Origin of the sequence: Duganella phyllosphaerae (assembly GCF_001758785.1) — a bacterium.
Classification (GTDB): domain Bacteria; phylum Pseudomonadota; class Gammaproteobacteria; order Burkholderiales; family Burkholderiaceae_D; genus Rugamonas; species Rugamonas phyllosphaerae.
The window spans coordinates 21,562-42,617 of the sequence record NZ_LROM01000071.1 but is presented as its reverse complement, the minus strand read 5'-3'; the positions used below and the strand labels follow the sequence as shown (position 1 = coordinate 42,617).

Sequence of the window (21,056 nt, the reverse complement as noted above, 5' to 3'; positions counted from 1 at the left end):
CTAGTGGGCTTCAGATGCTTCATGGTGCGGGAAAATATAGTCGAGCAGTTTTTCATTGAAGTCGAACCATTCGGCCAGCATGGTCAGGACCATGACATTGATAATCGAGAGGAAGCCGAGTCCCAGCCAGTACTGGCCGATCCACAGCAGCACGCAGCCCACGGCCAGCGACAGCAGCACCCGCACCACGCACGACAGCAGATAGCGCGCGGCCCCGCGCCAGTCGTGCTTGCCTGCGGGCTTGCGGGCCAGGCTCCAGCCCAGCCATTCCATGAGCTGCTTGGGCAGCAACGTCACCAGCACCATGGCCACCACCAGGAACAGCAGCAGCTTGATGTTGCTGACGTCAAACGAGAGATGCATGGCGCGGGCATAGTCGGCGCCAAAATTCATCAGGTTATCGAGCGCCATCGCATGCAGGTAGACGCCGGGAATGCGGCCGTGCAGCGGCGAGAGCACCAGGTCGTTGGAGTCGGACAGGGCGGTGCCGATCAGCACGACCTTGCCGGCGATCAGCTGGCGCAGGTGTGCATCTTCTTCCGGCGTGGTCGAGGCCAGTGCGCCGGCCCGGATGGTTTCATGGAACACGCAGATCGGCTTGTCGCCGTCGGTGTAGAAGCTGCTGCGCATGCCCGGAGGCATCAATTCGCCGAGGCCCAGCGTGTTGCGGCAGTAGGACGTCGGCTTGCCGGTCTCGGGATTGTTGACCACCCAGTCCACGCCGTGGGCAGCGCTGTGACTGCCCCAGGTCAGCGCCATCGCGTGGTGCTCGACCGGCACGGTTTTGCCGCTGGTCTCGTACAGCGCCAGCGCGGCGCTTTTCAGGCCCGCTGCGCCATGGCCGGCGCCGGGCGTGCCCAGGTTATAGGTCCAGGCCAGGCGGTCGAGTTCATCCGGGGTATAACTGACGGCGACTTTTTCAAAACAGCGGCCGGCCAATGCTTCGAGTTCCGGGCGCAGGGAATATTGCTGATCGCGGTTACGGGCAGTGGCCATGAATACCCGGGTACCCTGTGCATGCAGCGCACACACCTGGTCGAGCAGGGAGCGCAGGCTGTCATCGTCGCGGCGCGCGCTGTAATAAATATCGACAAACACCGCCTTGGGCTGGTACTGGCCCACTGCACGCAGCAGGCGCGCCGAATAACTGTAGCGGGCCGGCCACTCCTGGCCGGCGGCGGCCAGCGCGGCATCGTCGATCAGCAGCACGCGGATATCGTCCCGGCTGCCTTCACCATACGTGATGCCGGCGATGGGAGCATAGGCCCGCGCCTGCTGGCGCGTCATGAAGTCTTCACCCACCGCCCATTCCATCATCATTGTCAGCAGCAGCCCCACTGCCAGCGCAAACAGGCACTCGCCCATGCGCCGCTTGAACGTCTTTCGATCTGCTGACATGCGGTTAACTCTTTATCTATGGAAATAGTTTCCATAATGCCTTAAGAGAGTTTTTTTTACAACAAAAAGCTATCTTGATAACTACAGGTGTCGTACCCCAGTTGGTGCAGCATCCCAGTTGTCGTTTTTTCCGTCCAGGTAAGTGATGGGAGCATTTGCCAGTTCTTCCGGGGTCGCATCGTCGAGGCACGACAGGTTGACGGCGTAGAAGTCGCCCCAGCGCGGCGAGCGGCCGATACCAAAGGCGTGGACGCCGCAGTGCTGGCAAAACAGGTGCTGATCGGTCCTGGTCAGGAACTGGTAATTGCCCAGTTCTGACTCGCCGCGCAGCATGCGGAACGCCGCCGGCTTGACGATCGCCGGCCAAAAGCGCAGCTTCGCGCAGATCGAGCAATTGCACTTGATGGTGCCGGCAGCGAGGTCGATGTCCGCTTCAAAGCGCACTGCGCCGCAATGGCAGCTGCCATGGTAGGTTTTCAATGGTTTTCCTCGCTCCAGTTGCCGCGCGGTCGCCAGGTGCTCCACGCGATCAATGCCAGCAACGCCGCCTGTATCGGCAGGCGCAGCCACAGCGCCCACAGCGGCACATTGAACAGTTCCGGCTGTTGCAGCATGTAGATGTGGGCCGGCGTGACCGCCAGTGTCAGCAGAAAGAGGCCGACGCCTGCGGCCCGGCGCAGCGCTGGTACCAGGATGCCGGCTGCTCCCAGCAACTCGAACGCCCCGCTCACCAGCACCGCCGTTACAGGCCACGGGATGTAGGGCGGCACGATGGTCGCTTCGAGGTCGGTGGCGACAAAGTGCGCAATGCCGCCGATGAAAAACCAGACGAAGATGATCGACAAGCCGATCAATTGCGGTCGGGACGTCTGCTGCCGGTGTTTCATCAATCGATCCCCTGTATTCTTGAATGCGGTCTAAGCGGCGCAAGCCTCACACGTTATCAGAAAATATTGAATGCGGAGCAGCGTATGAATGTGAATTTCTGTTGGCTTGAAGGTTACGCCATGATGTTGATATTGGCTGCTGCTGTATTGGCGTCGGCGTCGGCGGAAGGGGTGGAAAAGAAAAGCGTCCTTGATTTCATCCATGGCATGCATCGCAACGACGACGGCGACATGAGCTTTCTCTTCTCGGGCGATCACCGTCGCCCTGAATGCCTTGTCAATACAGGTTTCAGTAAGAAGCACCCGCTTGTGCCACCGTCGCCATGAACCCGGCTGCTTATGGTCAGGACTTCGTGGCGCCAGCGAGTGGCAGCGTCGTGAGCCGCTCTTCGATTGCCGAACGCACCGCGTCCGGCACTTCCATCTCCCGCAGCGCCCTGGGCCACAGCTCCCTGGCCAGCATGACTGTGTGCGCCACCGCTGCTTTGGCGATGCGCATCGAGACGCCTGCCTGCCTGGCAATCTCGGCATAAGTGTCGGGGGTTTCGCGTCGTTGCAATGTGTCGATGGCGACATTGGTGGCGAAGCCGTGGAAGCCCGGCAGTGCCGCCACGCAGACGATGTCGTACGCCGGAGACAGCTCCGGATGCACGCTATCGTGGTAGAGCACACTGAAGTTTTTCAGGTGGGCGTCCGAGTTTCCGAGTAGCGTGTTGACGGTTTGCCGGATGAAGAACTGCCGCACATCGTCGATACCGTTCGCGCCGAGCCGGTCCAGCACCTGCAGAAATTTAACGAACTGTTTTGCACCGGAATATTTTTGGCTGGGCATCAGGGTCAGCAACTGGCAAGCGTCTTCCATGTGGATCGCGCCGCCGCGGCTGCGGTCGAACCGGTCCACCGCCAGGAAGCGCGTTGCGGCACCGAGCGCGGCAACCAGTTCCGGGTGATCGGTCATGGAGCTCATGGGGGCGGGCCGACATCGTGCAACGTTGACTCCGGCCAGGCCGGCCAACTGCATGCACGCATACTCGTTCATGACTTGCGCGTCGTTGCCGGCCGCCGGCAGTTTGGCGATCAGGTCCGACAATACGCCTTTGATAGGCATGCGATAGCGCTTGCCGTCTTGCGCACGCGAGAGCGCCAGCTTGTCCTGCACGCCCGACAAGGAGGCGGCGCCTTCGGCCGCCTGCTCGGGCACGCCGATCTCCAGATTATCGGCGCCACCGGTAACGCCATACGCGCGCGCCACTGAAGTCAGCTTGTCGAGGTTGGCCGGCACCACGGTGACGGCGCCCGGAAGGTCTGCGCCGGCAGCGGCCAGGATGCCGAAATCATCCATGTCGCGCTCGCTCTTGCGCGTGGCAGCCAGGCGGCGGCGCAGCGATCCCTCCGGCAGCAGCCCTGCGAAGAAGGGCGGCAACTCGCCGCGCTCGCGGTACACTGCCGGGTCGAAATAGTTTTTCAGGATAGCCTGCGTGATGGGCTCGGCTGAGGGTATGGTCAGGGACAACGACAGCGTGGCGCGGCGGGTATCCGCCAGGTACTGCTCGGTAGCGATAAAACGCGTGACCCTGCCAGCTTCGCATAACCAGCCCACGTGCTGTCCGTGCAGCAGCACTTCCAGGTAGCGTGGACTTAAGGGGGGGCTCATCGCGGGGCTGCTCATCGCGTACCTGCCAGGAACCGGTCGACTGACGATGGCACGTCGTCCGGTCCGATGGCTTTGCCGGACAGCAGGCGTTCTACTTCCGGCAGCAAGTGCCGGGGCACCACGACCACGCTGGCGTCCAGCGCATTCGCCAGTGCTTCGACAGTGCCGAAGCGCGCATCGACTTTTCCACCCAAAACGTTGCTAACCTGCGGCACGCTCATGCCGGTCACGGTGGCAAGGCTCTGCAGGGTTTTTCCCTGGTGATGGCGGCGCTGCTGAAGCTGCTGAAAGATAGTCATCTTATGCTTTCGTATAAATGCATAGATGATTTTACGTTAAAACGTAAATTGGTGGTTGCTGGCCTCAGCGCGACCGTAGCACTCCGTCCACCTCGTCCATCAATACCCGCACCAGGTCCGCCGCCGGCATCGCGCGGATCAGCGGCGCGCCTTGTCCTGCCCAGTGCGCCGCGAATTCGTGGTTGCCGGCCTTGCTGGCGGCTGCGTGCAGCTGCTTGCCGGCGTCGTAGGCGACCGGGTAGTCGGCTGGTGGCGGCGCGCCATCTGCTGCGCCATGGACGATCAGCCGGTTGACCATGCCCCGCGCCAGGCGGCCCGAGATGGCAGCGGTCAGCCGGGTGGCGCCCGCGCGGTCGCTTTGCAGCATGGCGCGGTAGCCGGCGTTGGCGGCCGATTCCGGGCACAACAGGAAGGCCGTGCCCAGTTGCGCGCCGGCCGCGCCCAGGTCGAGTGCGGCCTGTATGCCGGCGCCGTCCATGATGCCGCCAGCGGCAATCACCGGCAACCGCGTGTGCTTCGCCAGCAGTCGCACCAGCACCGAGGTGCTCAGCAGTTCATCGGGCGCAGCGGGATCGAACATGCCCCGGTGGCCGCCCGCTTCCACGCCTTGCGCGACGATGGCGTCGATGCCGGCCTGTTCGATGCGCCGCCCTTCATCGAGGTTGGTGGCCGTGGCCATGGTGCGGATGCCTGCCGCGCGAAATGCCGCCAGCCACTCCGCGCGCGGCAGGCCGAAATGAAAGCTCACCACCGCCGGGCGCAGGTCCAGTAGCATCCGGAACGCTTGCTCGTCCTCGATGAAGGTCTGGTAGATCTCGTCGAGCGCGGTGGGCGGGACGATGCCGGCCTGCGCGAACAGTGGCGCCAGGTACGCCAGCCAGGCCGCTTCGCGCTGCGCGTCGCGCTTGGCCGGGGGATGGCAAAAGACGTTGACGTTGATCGGGCCAGCGGTCAGTGCCTGGGTCTCTTCGATCATCTGGCGCGACTGCGCCACCGTGGCCGCGCCGATGGCCAGCGAGCCGAGCGCGCCGGCGTTGGTCACTGCGGCGGCCATCGCCGGCGTGGAGAAGGCCGCCATCGGGGCGGCGATAAGGGGGTGGCGTAAGCCGAGTTGCGTGAAAAACGGGTGCAGTGCTGCCATGGTGCCGCCTCCTGGCTCAGGGTGGGAGCGGTTTGCTCTAGATCGTAATGATCCCACGTTTGAGCGCGATCGTCACCGCGTGGGTGCGGTCGTTGGCAGCCAGCTTGGACAGCACGTTTTTCATGTGCGCCTTCACCGTCTCTTCGGAAATCGACAGGTGCTCGGCGATGCGGCGGTTGGAGTTGCCGCCGGCGGCGTGGTTCAGCACTTCCATTTCGCGCGGGCTGAGCGGACCCTGGCCCATGTGCTGCGCCAGTTCCATGGCGATTTCGGGCGGAATGCGGCGCTGGCCGATGTGCACGCCGCGCACGGTGTCGAGCAGCTCGCGGCGCAGGGTGCTCTTGAGCAGGAAGCCGGCGGCGCCGGCCTGCACCGCGCGCAGGATCTGGGCGTCGCCCTTGTAGGTGGTGAGCATGATCACGCGCGCGTCGCTATGTTCGCCGCGGATGCGCTGCAAGGCTGCCACCCCGTCCAGTTCGGGCATGGCGATATCCATGATGGTGACATCGGGACGCAGTTCCTGGTAACGCTCGACCGCTTCGCGGCCGTTGCTCGCCTCGCCGGCCAGGCGCATGTCGTCCTGGCTGGAAATTGCCTCGCCCAGGCCGGCCCGCAACAGCGGGTGGTCATCGACGACGAGGACGGAAATGGGGCGTGGAGATTCCATGCTGAAACGAGTGTGGTATTCCAAATTAACTTTTCTGAGGATCGCTGCCTGGCGATCTGGAGTAACCGCTAGTGTGCGGTGCAACACAAAGTATGCATCCCTTGAAAGAATGGCACAATAGCCGTACATGCAAATGACCTTTGCAACATCTGCAAATTTGGAGAGCATCTTGATCGATACATTGCACTGCCTGCTGGCAGTGGTGGAGCACCGCAGCCTGTCGCGCGCGGCAACACAGCTGGAAATGTCGATATCGTCGGTATCGCGCAAGCTCGACGCGCTCGAGGCGCAACTGGGCGCGCGGCTGCTGGTGCGTGGCGCGCGCCAGGTAGCGCTCACCGACGCCGGCGAACGCTTTTTGCCGCGCGCGCGCAATATGCTCGCCGAGCTGGCCGAAGGCATGGCAGCGGTGCAGGAACTTGATCAGGAGCCGCGCGGCGTGCTGACGATGACCGTGCCGGCCGGCTTTGCACGGATGCACATGGCGCCGGCGATTGCCGGCTTCCTGGCGCGGTATCCAGCGCTGGAAGTACAAATGCTGGTGGGCGACAGCGTGGTCGACCTGTCCGAGCAGCGCGTGGACGTGGCGATCCGCGCCGGCGTGCCGCCCAGTGGCGAGCTGGTGGCCACCCGGCTGGCGCCGCAACACCGGGTGGTCAGCGCCAGCCCGGCCTACCTGGAATGCCATGGCTGGCCGGCCACACCGGCCGACCTGGTGCAGCACCAGTGCCTGTCGATGGTGGGCAAGTCGCCACGCGCCTGGTGGCGCTTCGACGGCATCAACCACAACCAGCCGCTGCCCGTCAAGTCAGCCTTCCGCTGCGACGACACCGACACCCTGATGCAGGCGGCCGTTGCCGGCGCCGGCATCATTCACCTGGCCAACTGGATGGTGAGCGACGCCATCGTCGCTGGCACGCTGGTACCGGTATTCCCGATGGCGCCGGTGGCGCGCAGCACTGCCGCGCGGCACGATCCGACCGAGTCGGCAATCCACGCAGTGCACATGCCGGGACGCTCCAATCACGCCAAGACGCAGCTGCTGATCAATCATTTGAAGGGATTTTTCGGCGATCCGCCGTACTGGGATATTGCGATGGAGAGAGCAGGGGCGGCCGAGCGGCGCGCCCCTTGAATCGAATCAGTTCCAGTCGTCGCCGCCGGCGTCGCCTCCGCCACTGCCACCGGCATCATCCCAGCCGCCACTGACGCCGAAGTCGCTGCCGCCCATGTCGTCGTTCTGGACGATATTGCTGCGGGCAGGGTCTTCGTAAATGATGTCGCTGCGGCCGCCGTCGGTGGCCGCGCTGTCGCTGGCGCCATGGTTACCGCCCAGGTTGCGGGCGATCGCCTCGGCCGCCATGAAGCCCGCGCCCACTGCCGCACCGGTGGCCAGGCCGCCCATGATGCGCGAACCCATGCCCGGACCTTGCTGCGGATAGCCACCCTGCTGCGGATAGCCCTGTTGCGGGTAGCCTTGCTGTGGATAACCGCCCGGTGGATAGCCGGGCGCAGGCGGGTTGCCCGGGTTGTAGCCGGGATTGAAACCGCCGCCATTACCACCGCCGCCACCACCTTGCTGCTGCTGGCGGTTGCGCATGAAGCGCGTGGCCACGAAGATGAAGGCCACCAGCACGCCACCCATCAGCAGCACGCTGCCCCAGGGAATGCCGGCGCTGGCCTGTGGCGCCTCGGCGCGGTTGGCGTAGCCGCCACTTTCACGGCCGGCGCGGTGGGCTGGCGCCTGTTGGTTGTAGCTTGGGGACGACGTGCCCACCGCGCCGCTTTCACCCTTGGCGATCAGCGCTTTGAGGTTGGCCACCGAGGTGGCGTTTACTTTCGGCAGGCCGGGCGCCAGTCGCTCGGCCGTGGCCAGCGACTGTTGTGCGTCGGCGAACTTGCCCTGCTTGGCCAGCAGCTCGGCCTCGACGAAGTGCGCCTGCGAGCTGTTGGGATGCTCCTTGAGCACCTGGTCCATCATGGCTTGCGCTTCGGCGAACTTGCCGGCTTCGGCCGCGACATAGACTTCGTGCACGGTGGGCGACGCCGCGAACACGGGCGCCGACAGCGCAAGCGCTCCGGCAAAGAGAAGACGGGTGGCGATGGATGTTGTTTTCATGGTGGATCTCCAGTTGGGACAGCCCCTAAGTGACATCAGCTTACGCCTTTTTAAAGGGCCTGGTGGTGCGGTGCGCCACAGAACGCGCCAGCCTGGCCATAGGAGGTATGGACCAGCGTCGCGACGATTTCGGCAGTGGCGGCCGATAGGGTCCACCCCAGGTGGCCGTGGCCGGTGTTATAGAACACGCACGGCGCCTTGCCGCAGCCCACGCGCGGCACCAGGTTCGGCATCATCGGCCGCAGCCCGGTCCAGGGCGTGATGTTGCGGGTGGCGACGCCTGGGAAGCAGCGCTGCACCCAGTCCACCAGCGGCGCAATGCGGTCGGCGCGGATGTCGCGGTTAAAACCGTTGAACTCCGCCGTGCCGGCCACCCGGAAGCGGTGTTCGCCCAGGCGACTGGCCACCAGCTTGGCGGCGTCGTCCTCGAGGCTCACCAGCGGCGCGCAGGCGCGGCTTTCGGCATCGTCGAGGTGCACCGTGATCGAATATCCCTTGACCGGATACACGTTGACGCGGTCGCCCAGCATGGCGGCCAGCGCCCGGCTGGCGGTGCCGGCGCAGATCACCACGCCGTCGTACACGGCGATGTCCGGCGCGCCGTCCTGCAGCAGCGTCACGCAGGCGCCGCGCGCATCGGCCGACAGGCCGACGACCTCCTGTGCATAGCGGGTGTGCACGCCCAGGCGCTGGGCGGCGCGCGCCAGGCCGGCGGTAAATTTGTGGATGTCGCCCGAGCTGTCGCTCTCGGTGTAGTGGCCGGCGTAGTAGTTGCCGGCCAGCGTGGGTTCGATGGCGCGCATTTCGTCCGGCGTGACGGTGCGCCGCTGCACGCCGCCTTGCGCCAGCAGCAGCGACACATCCTCACCGTGTTCGAAGTCGGCGCGGTCGCGGTAGATGTGCAGGATGCCGCGCCGTTCCAGGTCGAAATCGATGTTTTCGTCGTCGGCCCAGCGGAACAGGTGCTGGCGCGCCGCCACCGCCAGTTTGGCAATCGCAATGGTGTTCTCGCGGTAGTGGGGCATGGCTGCCAAAAACTCGGCCAGCCACGACAGCTTGTGCCAGCCGGGTCTTGGATTGAGCAGCAAGGGGGCGTCGCTGCGCAGCATCCAGCGCAAGCCCTTGGCCACGGTGCTGCGGTGGTTCCACACCTCGGCGTTGGACGCCGACAGCTGGCCGCCGTTGGCGTACGAGGTTTCCATCGCCGGGTAGCGGTGCCGCTCGATCAGCGTTACGCGCATGCCGCGCTTGGCCAGTGCGTAGGCGGTCGTCACGCCGGTGATGCCGGCGCCAATGACGGCAATGGTCTTCATGGCGCCTCGTGCTTACATCAGGTCCGCTGGGCGGCGGCGATGTAGCGGTCGATCACGGTCGGCAGCACCGTGAGCGGCACGCCGCAGCTTTGCACCAGCGCGTCGTTAAAGCCGGGCAGGTCGAAGCGGCTCCCCAGCGCCGCGCGTGCACGCTCGCGCTGGCGCACGATCTCGTTGTGGCCAACCTTGTAGCCGCAGGCCTGGCCCGGGGACACACTGTAGCGGTCGATCTCGCTGGTCATGGCCTGTTCGCCGCGGCCAGTGTTCTCGACCAGGAAGCGGATCGCCTGTTCGCGGCTCCACTTCATGGCGTGGATGCCGGTATCGACCACCAGGCGGCAGGCGCGGAACTGCTGCGCCTGCAGGTAGCCGATCTGGCTGAACGGGTCCTTGGCGTACAGGCCCAGTTCATCGACCAGCTGCTCGGCGTACAGCGCCCAGCCTTCGATGAAGGCGTTAAAGCCGATCAGCGACGAGATCAGCGGCAGGCGGTCGTGGTGCTCGGCCAGGTAGGCGCCCTGGAAGGCGTGGCCCGGCAAGCCTTCGTGCGCGGTGAGGGTGGTCAGTTCCTGCTTGGGCCACAGCGTGGTCGATTTCAGGTTGATGTAATAGATTGCCGGACGGGTGCCGTCGAGCGAGGCGAAGTTCATGTAGCCGAGCGGCGCGCCCGCTTCGATATCGGTGGGCACGCGCTTGATTTCCAGCGGCACCTTGAGGTTCATGCGCGAGATCTTCGGCATCAGGTCGCGGATCGCCTCCACCCGCTCGTTGCAGAAGGCGATCAGTTCCTCGCGGCCCTTGTCGTTGTCGGCATAGAAGCGCTTGGGGTCCTTGGTGAGCGCCAGCAGCCGCGCGCCGACCGTGCCCTGGGTGATGCCTTGCGCTTTCAGGATGGTGTCGATGCGCGCTTGCAGCATCAGGTTCTGTTCCATGCCGATGGCGTGGATCTCCTTGGCCGACAGGCGGGTGGAGGTACCGAGGCGCAGCGCCCATTCGTAATACGCTTCGCCGTCGGGCAGGCGGTGCACGCCGGGGACGTCGGTGGCCTTGGCGGTGGCGGCGGCAAACGCCTTGATCTGGCGGTCGAGCGCGGGATACACCTGGCGCTCGACGAGCTTGGCGGCGCGCGCGGCCCAGTCGCCGTCGATGCCCAGCTTCTGGGTGCGATCGACCAGCGACTGCACCAGCTTCTGCTGACCCACCGGGGTGGCGCGGAACTCCTTCAGCTGGCCCAGCGCGGTGCGGGCGATAAAGTCGGGCGGCATGATGCCGCGCCCGGCCTGGTTGCTGATGCGGGTGGTTTCCTGTTCCAGCATGCGCGCCAGGCCGTTCAGGCGGTCGAGGTAGGCCTCGGCATCGGCGGCGTTGGCGATCTGGTGCTGCGAGTGCAAAAACTCCGGCACCCGGATGATGGCGCCATCCTGCTGCGTGACCGGGTACGGCGACGCATAGCCATTGAAGCCGCTCGCCGCGCCGCCGTACGAGAAGCGCAGGCCTTGCACGCCTTCGCTGGCGGCGTAGCGCACGGTGTCGTAGCGCAGCTGGGCGTCGGGACTAAGCTTGACGCGGTCCACCGCGTCCAGTCGCTTGAGGATCGACTTGACCTGGCTGGCCCAGGCGGCGTCGCCGGAGCGGCTGATGTTCTCCAGCTTCGACTTGAGGTCGGCGCGGGCGCCCTTGTCCAGTCCCAGCGACGTGGCGGTGGTGGGCGACAGGCGCAGGATTTCATCGGCAAAGGTGTCGAGCAGCTTGGCGAACGTGGCGTCGCCCGGCGCCGCAGGGGCGACATTCCCCGCTTGTCCCTGGGCCAGTGCAAAGCCCGGCAAGACCGAAACGGCGGTGGCGGAGAGGGCGGATAACAACAGGTCGCGGCGGGAGAAATTCTGGGGCTGGTGGCTCATGACATCCTTTTTCTTTGTTAGAAGTATTTTTCGTAACTTGACGGCAATGCAACAGTTGCGAAAAAACAGCGCGACGATGACCATAGCGCGCCGTGCTGATCGATGTCAATGGGGACGACTGGTATTGCGTGCAGGTTAAGGCGCGATTAATTGGAATGGGGGTGAAGCAGGGCCCCGGCGCTGTCATCGTGTCATTCGCGCTGCCATGCCGCGTTTGGCGCCACCGACAGGCATTTCGTCGCATCGCTGCCCGAGGCGGAAGGGCGGCGGGCATAGTGTACCCATCTCAACCGAACACCAACGGAGCCCCCCATGTTGCAACAAATCGTCTCGCACACCCCCCTCTACGTCTGGGCGCTGCTGGCTTTCCTGATATACCGGGGGTATCTGGCCGCCAGCGACCGCGAGGTCAGCCTGCGCAACCTGTTCATCATTCCGGCCGTGATGCTGTACCTGTCCGTGAGCGGCATGCAGCAGTACTTCGGCGGCGGCGCCACGGTATGGGCCTGCTGGCTGGGCGGCGCGGCAGCGGGCGCGGCGCTGGCCTGGCGGCCGCACGGCGCGGCGATCACCGTCAACCGTGCTGCCGGTACCGTCGTGCAGCGCGGCAGCTGGACTCCGCTGGCCCTGATGATGGGCATCTTCGCCACCAAGTACACCATCGCCGTGCTGATGGCCATCCATCCAGCTGCCGCCCATGACGCCACCATCGTTGCGGCCACCTGCGCCATCTACGGCCTGTTCAACGGCATCTTCGCGGGCCGCCTGGCGCGCTACGTGTCGGCCTGGCTGCGCCAGCCGGTTGCCGTCGCAGCTTGAGCATCGTCACCAAACCGCAACCCCCACCGCGCAATCAATTCTTGCAGCACATCGGTCTCCTGGCGCGGCAGTGCCAGCGCCACGTGCATGTCGGGGCGCAGCAGGTAGGCGGCGTCTTCGAGCAGGCCGGCCTGTTCGGCTGCCTCGGTCCATGGCCAGGCGCGCAGCGGCAGGCGCAGGGCGGTGGCCAGCGCCGCCAGTTGCGGATCGACCGCGCCGTACATGTGCAACTGCCAGTCCAGCGTTTGCATCGGCGCGAAGTTGTCGGGGCCAGCCTCGCCACCCTGGCCCGGCACCCACGGCAGCCGGTCGCCGCCGATGATCTCGCCGGCGCGCCCGCCTGACAGGCCGCTATCGTGGTAATGGATGCGCACTTGCGACACGGTGCGGAACAGCGCCCGCCGGGCGGCGTCGAAACCGGCCAGCGCCGGCAGCACGCGCGGCACCAGCCAGTTGCGCAGCAGCCGGCCACCGGCGCCTTGGGCGACGATCAGCTCGAACGCGCGGTCGGTGGTGGCCACCAGCTTGCGGGCAAAGGCGCTGCGTTCGGGTTCGTAGGTGTCCAGCAGCGATGCATCGGCCCCGCCGCGCAGCACTTGCGCCAGTTTCCAGGCCAGGTTGACGGCGTCGCCGATGCCGGTGTTCATGCCCTGGCCGCCGGCGGGGCTGTGGACGTGGGCGGCATCGCCGGCCAGGAACACGCGGTCCACTCGGAAGCGGCCCGCCACGCGGTGGTGCACGCGGTAGGTGGAAAACCAGTTGACCTGGTCGATGGCGATGCCCAGCAGCGCCTCGAGCCGGGGGCGCAGGTCGTCGAAGATGACGTTGGCATGTTCGGTCTGCGGCACGATGCCGATCAGCCGTTGCATGCCGGCAGTGCGCACCGGCAGCATGAGCGCGAAGCTGTTGGCGTCCAGGTGCACCATCAGGTCGCGGTTGGCGCAGGCGGTATGGACGTCGGCCACGTAATACAGGTTGTCGTAGGTGCCGCCGTCGAAGGCGACGCCCAGCGCGTGGCGCGTGCTGCTGTGGACGCCGTCGCAGCCGCACAGGTATGCCGCGCTGGTGTTGATGCGCTGGCCGCCCTGCAGCAGCGTGGCGCGCACGCCCCATTCGTCCTGTTCGAAGTGTTCGAGCGCGGTGTTCCATTCCACTTCCACGCCAGCCGCGCGCAACTGGTCCACCAGCAAGCGTTCGTGCTCGTCCTGCGGGAACGACAGCACGAACGGGTATGGGCTGAGGCCTGCGCCGATGTCGCCCAGCGGCAGTTCGGCAGCTTCTTCACCGTCTTCGCGCAGGTGCACGGCGTGGATGGGAATGCCGAGGTCCACCACCTGCTGGGCGAAGCCGAGCTGGCGGTAGAACTCCAGCGTGCGGGCGTGGACCACCATGGCGCGCGAGGCCAGTCCCGGGCCGCTGGCCTGGTCGACGATGCGCACGGCCACTCCGCGCCGCGCCAGGCAGAGGGCGAGCACCAGCCCGGTGGGGCCGGCGCCGGCGATAAGTACTTGTGGTTGGGAGGCTTGTGGTTGCATGGGGACAGTGTAGCGCCGCATGTCGGGGCCGTGCGCGCGATTGGGCGACGGTTGGGCTACTGGTGGCGCCGGGGGGCTGGTATGATGGCGATGCAAATTGCACCACCATTTTTTTACCTGGGCGAACTTCCGATGACTCGTTTCACTACTCGCCGCAGCGTGCTGCTGGCGCTGGCCGCCGCGCCCATGGCCGGCATGGCGGAAATTCTCGACAAGCCCCCGGCGGCTACCGTGCTGTCGCCGGCCGCGCAACTGGCGCGCCTGGAATCCGAGGCAAAGGGACGGCTCGGCGTGGCCGCCATCAACACCGCCGATGGCCGCATCCTGTCCCATCGTGGCGACGAGCGCTTCCCGTTGTGCAGCAGCTTCAAGGCCATGCTGGCGGCGGCGATCCTGCAGCACGAGCCGTCGCTGCTCGACAGGCGCATCCGCTACACGGCGGCCGACCTGGTGAGCCACTCCCCGGTCACGCAGCAAAACCTGGCCGACGGCATGACCGTGGCCGAACTGTGCGCGGCCACCATCCAGACCAGCGACAACGCTGCCGCCAACCTGCTGATGAAGCAGATCAGGGGGCCGGCCGGCGTCACCGCCTATGCGCGCAGCATCGGCGACAAGGTGTTTCGGCTCGACCGCTGGGAGACCGAGCTAAATAGCGCCATTCCCGGCGACCCGCGCGACACCACCACGCCGCTGGCGATGATGAAGTCGCTGCAAAGCGTTACGCTGGGCCCCGCGCTCACGGTGGACAAGCGCAAGCTGATGACACAGTGGCTGGTTGGCACCACCACCGGCGACACCCGCATCCGCGCCGGGGTCCCGTACGACTGGCAGGTAGGCGACAAGACCGGCACCGGCGCTTACGGCACCACCATCGATATCGGCGTGGTGTGGCCGACCGGGAAGGCACCGGTGGTCATGGCGCTCTACTTTACCCAGCCGGGCCAGGGCGACAAGGCCAATTCCGAGATACTGGCTGCGGCCGCGCGGGTGGTGGTGGAGGCCTTCAAACTGGCGTAGCTACGCCGCGCCGTCCATGTACACGAGTGTGCCCACCAGCCGTTCGGGCAAATCGAGCGTCACCGTTGTCCCCGACGACTGGCTGTGCGCCGGCCATTCGTCGAGCCCCACGCCGAGCCACTTCAGGTGCGCCTCGCGCGCGGTCCAGGCCCGTGCAAACACGGCCGCGCGTTCTGCCCGCGCCGTTGCCGCGATGCGCGCCGTCGCTTCCGGGCCCAGATAGTCGCGCGCTACCGCCTCCCAGCCTGCCACCTCTTCCGACAGCATCAGATCCACGCCCACCGGGCCGTTGAAGCACACGGCCGCCAGCGACATGCCGCCGTCGTGCGCGAACGAGCAATGCAGGCGCTGGCCGTCGGGCAGCAGCACCACCGGCGCGGCGCCGGGCGAGGCCTCGATCTCGATTTCGCGCGGCGGCACGTCGAGTACGGCGCCCAGCGCCTCGGCCACGGCCTGGCGCAGCTGCTGGCGCGCTTCCTCGCGCTGTTCGCCGGTGGGCAGGCCGATCACGAACACGCCATCGGCGATGGTGGGCGCGGGGCCGGGCCAGGCGTGGACAGCGAGTTTTTGCATACTATTCATGTTGTTCATGCCTTTGCTGGCGCGGCGGGACAGCCGGCCCAGTTGCCGTTGGCGGGAATGTGCTCGCCCTTCATCACCAGCGTGAGGGCGCCCAGGCGCGCATTGCGCCCGACTACTGCACTGTATAGTACCGCGCTGCGCGGTCCCAGGTACACCCGTTCGCCGATGGTCACCTGGTCGATCTTCATGACCCGGTCCTCGAACAAGTGGGTCTGCGGGCAGGTGAGGGCATTGAGTTCGCTGTGGTCGCCGATGCGCACGCAGTCGAATTCGGTGATGTCGGTGGTGTCCAGGTACACGCCCTTGCCGATTTTTGCGCCCATCAGGTTGAAGGCCAGCGGCAGCCACGGCGTGCCGCGCAGGTAGCGCATGAAGTTGGGCACGGCGATGCCCTCGTACAGGTTGGTCACGCCCTCCGAGAGCCACACGAACGGTGTCCACATCGGCTCCGACTGCTTGCGGTAGCGGCCGATCAGCAGCCACTTGAGCAGCACCACGAATACGTAGTTGCCCACCCCGTACACCAGTCCCGCCAGCGTCAGGTCCCAGATCACTTCGCCCCAGCGGCCCGCGCCGGCGGCCGGCATCACCTCCAGCACCACCGTGTAGCCCACCGCGATCACCAGCGCGTGCGGCGCGACGATGCGGAACGCCTCGATCAGGCCACGCCCAAGGCGCCGCATGGGCGACGGGTGGAACGTGAGCGACTCGGGATAGCCGCTGGTCTGCTCGCGCGCGGGCAGGTTCAGCGGCGGGGAGCCGAGCCAGGTGTCGCCGCTGTTCATGCGGGCGTTGCCCGGCGCGCGCGAGTGCACGCCGATCAGCACCTGCTCGGGCAGCACGGTGCCGTCCGGGATGTAGGCGCCGTTGCCGACAAAACTGCGGTTGGAAATCACGGTCGGCTGCATGGTCATCCAGCCGCCGTCGATCTCTTCGTCACCGAGCATCACGGCGTCGGCGATGAAGGTTTCGTCGCCGAGGGTAAGCATGTCGGGCACCACGCCCAGCGCGGTGGAGATCTCCGCATCCTTGCCCACCTTGGCGCCAAGCAGCCGGTACCAGTACGGTGCGAACACGGTGGCGTAAATGCCGTGCAGGACGTTCAGGCTCGATTCCTGGATCTGGCTCACCAGCCACTTGGCGCAGTAGGTGTTGCTGTGCACCGCCGACCGGCCGGGTTTGAGGCGCGGCAGCACGGTCCAGCGAATGCCGGCCGACAGCAGCGCGGTGAGCACGATCAGCACCGCGCTGGCAGGGAAGGCCAGCACGAAGTAGCGCAGCAGGCGAATGCCCATGCCTTCGCCCTGCAGCCACGGCATCCAGCCCGCCTCGTCGAACCAGTCGATCAGGACAAAGCTCGGGAATACCGGCATGAAGAACAGCGTGACGATGAGCAGGATGCCGAACACGAAAAACACGCCTTCCATTACGCTGCGCGCGGTGGAGACGACGGGGCGTGGCGGCAGGCGCGCCGGATCGAACGCGCCCACGTCGGCGGCCGGCGAACCGGCCCAGATGCGGCCGGCCGGCACGTGCGCGCCGTCACCGAGCGCCGACTGGCCTTCCAGGTGGCCTTGCGCTTCGATGCGGGTATTGCCTTCCATCACCGCGAAGGAGCTGACGCAGGCGTCACGTTCGAGCGTGATGCGCCCCAGTTTGAGCACGCCGCGCTCCACCCGCGCGTTCTCGAAATTGACCGCGTTGCCGATGCTGGCGTAGTCGCCCACGGTGAGCAGGTCGGGCGCGCGCAGCGTCATCGAGCCGATGATGACGTCCTTGCCGATCTTCGCACCCAGCGCGCGCAGCCACCAGTTGTTGAGCGACGACCCGGCCAGCAGGTAGACCGGGGCGGCTTCCACCAGCCGGTCGGCCAGCCACCAGCGGTAGTAGGCCAGGCTCCAGAGCGGGTACTCGCCCGCCTGCAGGCGCCCGGCGATCAGCCATTTGCCGGCAATCGCAATGGCAAACTCCAGCACCGTGGCGATCAGGAACACGCCTACCGAGGCGGCAATCGCGCGCGGCACCGAGTCGCCGGGATCGCCGGTGAAGAAGTGGTACGTGAAGAACGGCGCCAGCCACTGCGCCATGCGCAGGGCGACCAGTCCGGGCATGGCGGCCGCCTGCGCCAGTCCGCAGGTCCAGCGCTTGATGCTGGACGGCGGCGTCCATTCGGTTTCGGCCTTGGCGGCGCTGGCGTCGTTGGCGCCGTCGGCCAGCGCCTGGGCGATCTTGCCGACCTGGCGCTGCTGGTAGATGTCGCGCACCGTCATGTGGGCAAAGCGCGGATCGGCGCGCAGGGTTGACGCCAGCCGCGCGGCAAAGAACGAGTGGCCACCCAGGTCGGAGAAGAAGTCGGCCTGGCGCACGATGGCCTGGCCGGGGAACAGCGTGGCCAGCGCCGCAAACAGCGCCGCTTCGGCCGGGGTTTCGGGCAGATCCGATTCGGCGGCGCTGCCGGCGGCCGGCGCCGACAACGGCAGCGCCTTCAAGGCCTTGCGGTCGATCTTGCCGGAGGTGAGGCGCGGCATCGCCGCCTGCATTTCGTAGCGGCCCGGCACCATGTACGGCGGCAGGTTGGCAGCGAGCGCGCTGCGTAACGTTTTCGGGTCGAGGGTCACGCCGGCTTCGGGCACCAGGTAGGCCACCAGCTGGTCGATGCCGTCATCCTTGCGCAGCAACACCGCCACCGTGCCCACGCCCGGCTGCTGCGCCAGCAGCGCTTCGATCTCGCCCAGCTCCACGCGAAAACCGCGGATCTTGACCTGGTCGTCGGCGCGGCCCAGGCACGTCACCTCGCCGTCCGGGCCGATGCGCGCCAGGTCGCCGGTGCGGTACAGGCGGTGGTCATGTTCGCCCGTGGACCAGGGATTGGGCAGAAATTTTTCGGCCGTGAGGTCGGGGCGGCCCAGGTAGCCGGCGGCGAGGCCCGGTCCGGTGATACACAGTTCGCCGACTTCGCCGATGGGGAGCAGGCGCAGGTTATTGATCTCGACGTTGGCGTTCGGGTTGGGGTCAATCACGAACAGGCCGTAGTTCGGCAGCGGCGTGCCGATGGTGACCGGGTGGCCGGGGCGCAGGCGCGCCAGGCTGGCCGATACCGTCGCTTCGGTAGGGCCGTAGGTGTTGAACATCTGCCGGCCCGGTCGCGACCAGCGCTCGACCAGCGATTCCGGGCAGGCCTCGCCGCCGAGGTTAATCAGGCGCAGCGACGGCACTTCCTGGTTGAACAACGCCAGCAGGGTGGGTACCGCGTGCAGCACCGTCACCTGGTTGGCATCGAGCATGCGCGGCAGCGTTTCGGGGTCGCCGCTGATTTCCTTGGGGCCGATCCACAGCGTGGCGCCGGCCAGGTACGAAATCCAGATCTCCTCGAACGACATGTCGAAGGCGACCGAGAAGCCCTGGTATACCTTGTCGGCCGCAGTCACTTGCAATACCGCGTTCTCGCTGCGCAGGAAGTGGCAGATGCTGCGCTGGGTGATCAGGATGCCTTTCGGCTTGCCGGTGGAGCCGGAGGTATAAATAACGTAGGCCGGCATGTCGGGCGAGACCGGGCCGCGCGCAGCGAGGTTCTCGCCGGGCTGCGGCGCGGCCAGCAGCGCTTCGATGGTCCAGGCGGTGCGGCCAAGATGCGCCAGGCGCGTCGCCAGCGCCGCACTGGTGACCACGCCGGCGCCGTCGGCATCAATCAGGCACACTTGCAGGCGCTCGACTGGCGTGTCTTCGTCCACCGGCAGCCAGGCCGCGCCGGCCTTGGCGATGCCGGCCTGCGCCACCAGCAAATCGATCCCGCGCGGCAGCCACAGGCCGACGATCTGGCCGGGTCGCACACCGGCGGCTATCAGGCGCGCCGCCACCAGCGCGGCCCGCGCATCGAGTTCGCGGTAGCTGAGGGTGACATCGCCGTAGACCAGGGCCGGGTGGTCGGGCGCGCGGGCAGCGCTAGCTTCGAGCAAATCGGCCAGGATTTCCTCGCGCAGCAGCGCGGCGTCGGACGGCCCGAACAGGATGTCGGGGTGCGTATTCGTAAGGCCCTGCGGTGCTGGCTCGGTCATGCTGAAAAAGTGAGGAGAAGAGGCAATCATTGTACGCGACAGGAACGCTTTTTTTGCTTACCTGTCCTAGCGGTAAGGAGAAATCTGCAACTTCCGCCGCCAGCCCTTACAATGGGCTCCAGAGCTTTCTTTTAAGGAGTCGTATGTCACCGAATCGTCCCTCGAATAGACCGTTTATCGCCCCCGTGCAATTCGACGACCCGGAAGCCGCCTTCGACCAGGTGCTGGCCATCTACGACGCCAACATCGCCCACCTGCGCGACGCCATGAAGCGCTTCGTGGCCGGCGAAGACGTGGGCGAGCATGTGCGCGCCTGCTACCCGTTCGTGCGGGTCCATACCGACACCGTGGCCCGCGCCGACTCGCGCCTGGCCTTCGGCTTCGTCGCCGGCCCCGGCACCTACGAAACCACGGTTACCCGGCCCGACCTGTTCAAGCGCTATTACATCCAGCAGTTCAAGCTGCTGCTGCAAAATCACGGTCACCGCCAGCAGGTGCGCATCGAGGTGGGTACCAGCGCCCAGCCGATCCCGATCCACTTCTCGTTTGCCGAGCACGAACACATCGAGGGCAGCCTCACCCCCGACCGCCGCATGCTGATGCGCGACGTCTTCGACCTGCCCAACCTGGCCGCCATGGACGACGGCATCGCCAACGGCACCCACGAACCGGCGATGGGCGAGGCCCAGCCGCTGGCGCTGTTTACCGCGCCGCGCGTGGACTATTCCCTGCAACGCCTGCGTCACTACACCGGCACCTCGTGCGAGCACTTCCAGAAGTTCGTCCTGTTTACCAATTACCAGTTCTATATCGACGAATTCATCAAGCTCGGTCACGAGTTGATGAACCAAGCGATGGGGGAGGGCGACAACGAGTACATCGCCTTTGTCGAACCGGGCAACATGGTCACGCGCCGCGTGGGCCAGGCGGCCGAGCCGGGCGACGCCTACGGCACCCAGCCGCCACGGCTGCCGCAAATGCCGGGCTATCACCTGATCCGCGCCGACGGCTCGGGCATCTCGATGGTCAATATCGGCGTCGGCCCCGCCAACGCCAAGACCATCACCGACCATATCGCCGTGCTGCGCCCGCACTGCTGGCTGATGCTGGGCCACTGCGCGGGCCTGCGCAACACCCAGGAACTGGGCGACTACGTGCTGGCCCACGGCTACGTGCGCGAAGACCATGTGCTCGACGAAGACCTGCCGCTGTGGGTGCCGATTCCACCGCTGGCCGAGGTGCAGGTGGCGATCGAAGCGGCGGTGGCCGAAGTGACGCAGCTGACCGGCCATGACCTGAAACGCGTGATGCGTACCGGCACCGTGGCCAGCACCGACAACCGCAACTGGGAGCTGCTGCCGCAGCGCACGCCGGAGCGTCGCTTCAGCCAGAGCCGCGCGATTGCGCTGGACATGGAAAGCGCGACGATTGCCGCCAACGGTTTTCGCTTCCGGGTCCCGTACGGCACGCTGTTGTGCGTGAGCGACAAACCGATGCACGGCGAAATCAAGCTGCCCGGCATGGCCAACCAGTTCTACCGCGACCGCGTCGATCAACACCTGCGCATCGGCATGAAGGCGTTGGAGATGCTGCGCAATCTCGGCGTGGATAAGCTTCATAGTCGCAAGTTACGCAGTTTTACGGAAGTTGCGTTCCAGTAAAGGTT

General features: G+C 66.1%; 18 protein-coding genes. 5 read left to right on the top strand and 13 right to left on the bottom strand.

Translation table 11 applies throughout. From position 1 onward, the window contains the following. The 3 genes from DUPY_RS08480 to DUPY_RS08470 form a co-directional block, all read right to left on the bottom strand. On the bottom strand, positions 1-1,398 hold the full coding sequence (locus tag DUPY_RS08480) for a CHASE2 domain-containing protein (RefSeq protein WP_084640616.1): 1,398 nt from the start codon (positions 1,396-1,398) through the stop codon (positions 1-3). Between the two features lie 81 nt (positions 1,399-1,479). Next, positions 1,480-1,878: a GFA family protein gene (locus DUPY_RS08475; RefSeq protein ID WP_070247391.1), complete on the bottom strand. Its 399-nt coding sequence runs from the start codon at positions 1,876-1,878 to the stop codon at positions 1,480-1,482. Continuing rightward, a complete protein-coding gene (locus DUPY_RS08470; protein WP_070247390.1) occupies positions 1,875-2,285 on the bottom strand; it encodes a DoxX family protein in 411 nt (136 codons plus the stop codon). Before DUPY_RS08470 ends, DUPY_RS08475 begins: the two co-directional genes overlap by 4 nt. A gap of 84 nt (positions 2,286-2,369) precedes the next feature. Here DUPY_RS08470 and DUPY_RS08465 point away from each other — a divergent pair, with 84 nt between their 5' ends. Then, positions 2,370-2,612, top strand: coding sequence for a hypothetical protein (locus DUPY_RS08465; protein ID WP_070247389.1), 243 nt, complete (start codon positions 2,370-2,372; stop codon positions 2,610-2,612). 16 nt (positions 2,613-2,628) lie between these two features. On the opposite strand, the gene DUPY_RS08460 is transcribed toward DUPY_RS08465, so the two are convergent. The 4 genes from DUPY_RS08460 to DUPY_RS08445 form a co-directional block, all read right to left on the bottom strand. Next, a complete protein-coding gene (locus DUPY_RS08460; protein WP_070247388.1) occupies positions 2,629-3,939 on the bottom strand; it encodes a type II toxin-antitoxin system HipA family toxin in 1,311 nt (436 codons plus the stop codon). A gap of 11 nt (positions 3,940-3,950) precedes the next feature. Then, on the bottom strand, positions 3,951-4,238 hold the full coding sequence (locus tag DUPY_RS08455) for a helix-turn-helix domain-containing protein (protein ID WP_070247387.1): 288 nt from the start codon (positions 4,236-4,238) through the stop codon (positions 3,951-3,953). Between the two features lie 64 nt (positions 4,239-4,302). After that, positions 4,303-5,379 carry an NAD(P)H-dependent flavin oxidoreductase gene (locus DUPY_RS08450; RefSeq protein ID WP_070247386.1) on the bottom strand — a complete coding sequence of 359 codons (1,077 nt, stop codon included), beginning with the start codon at positions 5,377-5,379 and terminating at the stop codon, positions 4,303-4,305. Positions 5,380-5,416: 37 nt separating this feature from the next. Then, complete coding sequence (locus tag DUPY_RS08445) at positions 5,417-6,046, bottom strand: response regulator (protein WP_070247385.1); 630 nt, start codon at positions 6,044-6,046, stop codon at positions 5,417-5,419. Between the two features lie 169 nt (positions 6,047-6,215). Here DUPY_RS08445 and DUPY_RS08440 point away from each other — a divergent pair, with 169 nt between their 5' ends. Then, positions 6,216-7,181 carry a LysR family transcriptional regulator gene (locus tag DUPY_RS08440; protein WP_229255292.1) on the top strand — a complete coding sequence of 322 codons (966 nt, stop codon included), beginning with the start codon at positions 6,216-6,218 and terminating at the stop codon, positions 7,179-7,181. A gap of 6 nt (positions 7,182-7,187) precedes the next feature. On the opposite strand, the gene DUPY_RS08435 is transcribed toward DUPY_RS08440, so the two are convergent. From DUPY_RS08435 to DUPY_RS08425, 3 genes are read right to left on the bottom strand one after another with little or no spacing between them, the layout of a single operon-like run. Further along, on the bottom strand, positions 7,188-8,165 hold the full coding sequence (locus DUPY_RS08435; protein ID WP_070247384.1) for a tetratricopeptide repeat protein: 978 nt from the start codon (positions 8,163-8,165) through the stop codon (positions 7,188-7,190). A gap of 50 nt (positions 8,166-8,215) precedes the next feature. Then, the gene (locus tag DUPY_RS08430) at positions 8,216-9,478 is read right to left on the bottom strand and encodes a D-amino acid dehydrogenase (RefSeq protein ID WP_070247383.1); all 1,263 of its coding nucleotides are present in this window, start codon (positions 9,476-9,478) and stop codon (positions 8,216-8,218) included. A gap of 17 nt (positions 9,479-9,495) precedes the next feature. Next, positions 9,496-11,379, bottom strand: coding sequence for a DUF885 domain-containing protein (locus DUPY_RS08425; protein WP_070247382.1), 1,884 nt, complete (start codon positions 11,377-11,379; stop codon positions 9,496-9,498). A 312-nt stretch (positions 11,380-11,691) separates the two neighbouring features. Between DUPY_RS08425 and DUPY_RS08420 the strand changes: the two genes are divergently transcribed. Further along, positions 11,692-12,198 (top strand): DUF6622 family protein, encoded by a 507-nt coding sequence (locus tag DUPY_RS08420; RefSeq protein WP_070247381.1) that lies wholly within the window; start codon positions 11,692-11,694, stop codon positions 12,196-12,198. On the opposite strand, the gene DUPY_RS08415 is transcribed toward DUPY_RS08420, so the two are convergent. Further along, positions 12,153-13,733 (bottom strand): FAD-dependent monooxygenase, encoded by a 1,581-nt coding sequence (locus tag DUPY_RS08415; protein ID WP_070247380.1) that lies wholly within the window; start codon positions 13,731-13,733, stop codon positions 12,153-12,155. The two genes, DUPY_RS08420 and DUPY_RS08415, sit on opposite strands and share 46 nt — an antisense overlap. Positions 13,734-13,865: 132 nt before the next feature. Here DUPY_RS08415 and bla point away from each other — a divergent pair, with 132 nt between their 5' ends. Then, on the top strand, positions 13,866-14,753 hold the full coding sequence (gene bla / locus DUPY_RS08410) for a class A beta-lactamase (protein ID WP_070247500.1): 888 nt from the start codon (positions 13,866-13,868) through the stop codon (positions 14,751-14,753). Here bla and DUPY_RS08405 read toward each other — a convergent pair whose 3' ends face one another. Together DUPY_RS08405 and DUPY_RS08400 are read right to left on the bottom strand one after the other, a co-directional pair. Continuing rightward, entirely contained in the window at positions 14,754-15,335 is a 582-nt protein-coding gene (locus tag DUPY_RS08405; protein WP_167359051.1) for a 4'-phosphopantetheinyl transferase family protein, read from the bottom strand. Between the two features lie 5 nt (positions 15,336-15,340). After that, positions 15,341-19,390 (bottom strand): Pls/PosA family non-ribosomal peptide synthetase, encoded by a 4,050-nt coding sequence (locus DUPY_RS08400; protein ID WP_070247379.1) that lies wholly within the window; start codon positions 19,388-19,390, stop codon positions 15,341-15,343. A 143-nt stretch (positions 19,391-19,533) separates the two neighbouring features. On the opposite strand from DUPY_RS08400, the gene DUPY_RS08395 reads away from it, so the two are divergent. Then, positions 19,534-21,051: an AMP nucleosidase gene (locus tag DUPY_RS08395; RefSeq protein WP_070247378.1), complete on the top strand. Its 1,518-nt coding sequence runs from the start codon at positions 19,534-19,536 to the stop codon at positions 21,049-21,051. Positions 21,052-21,056: the final 5 nt, after the last annotated feature.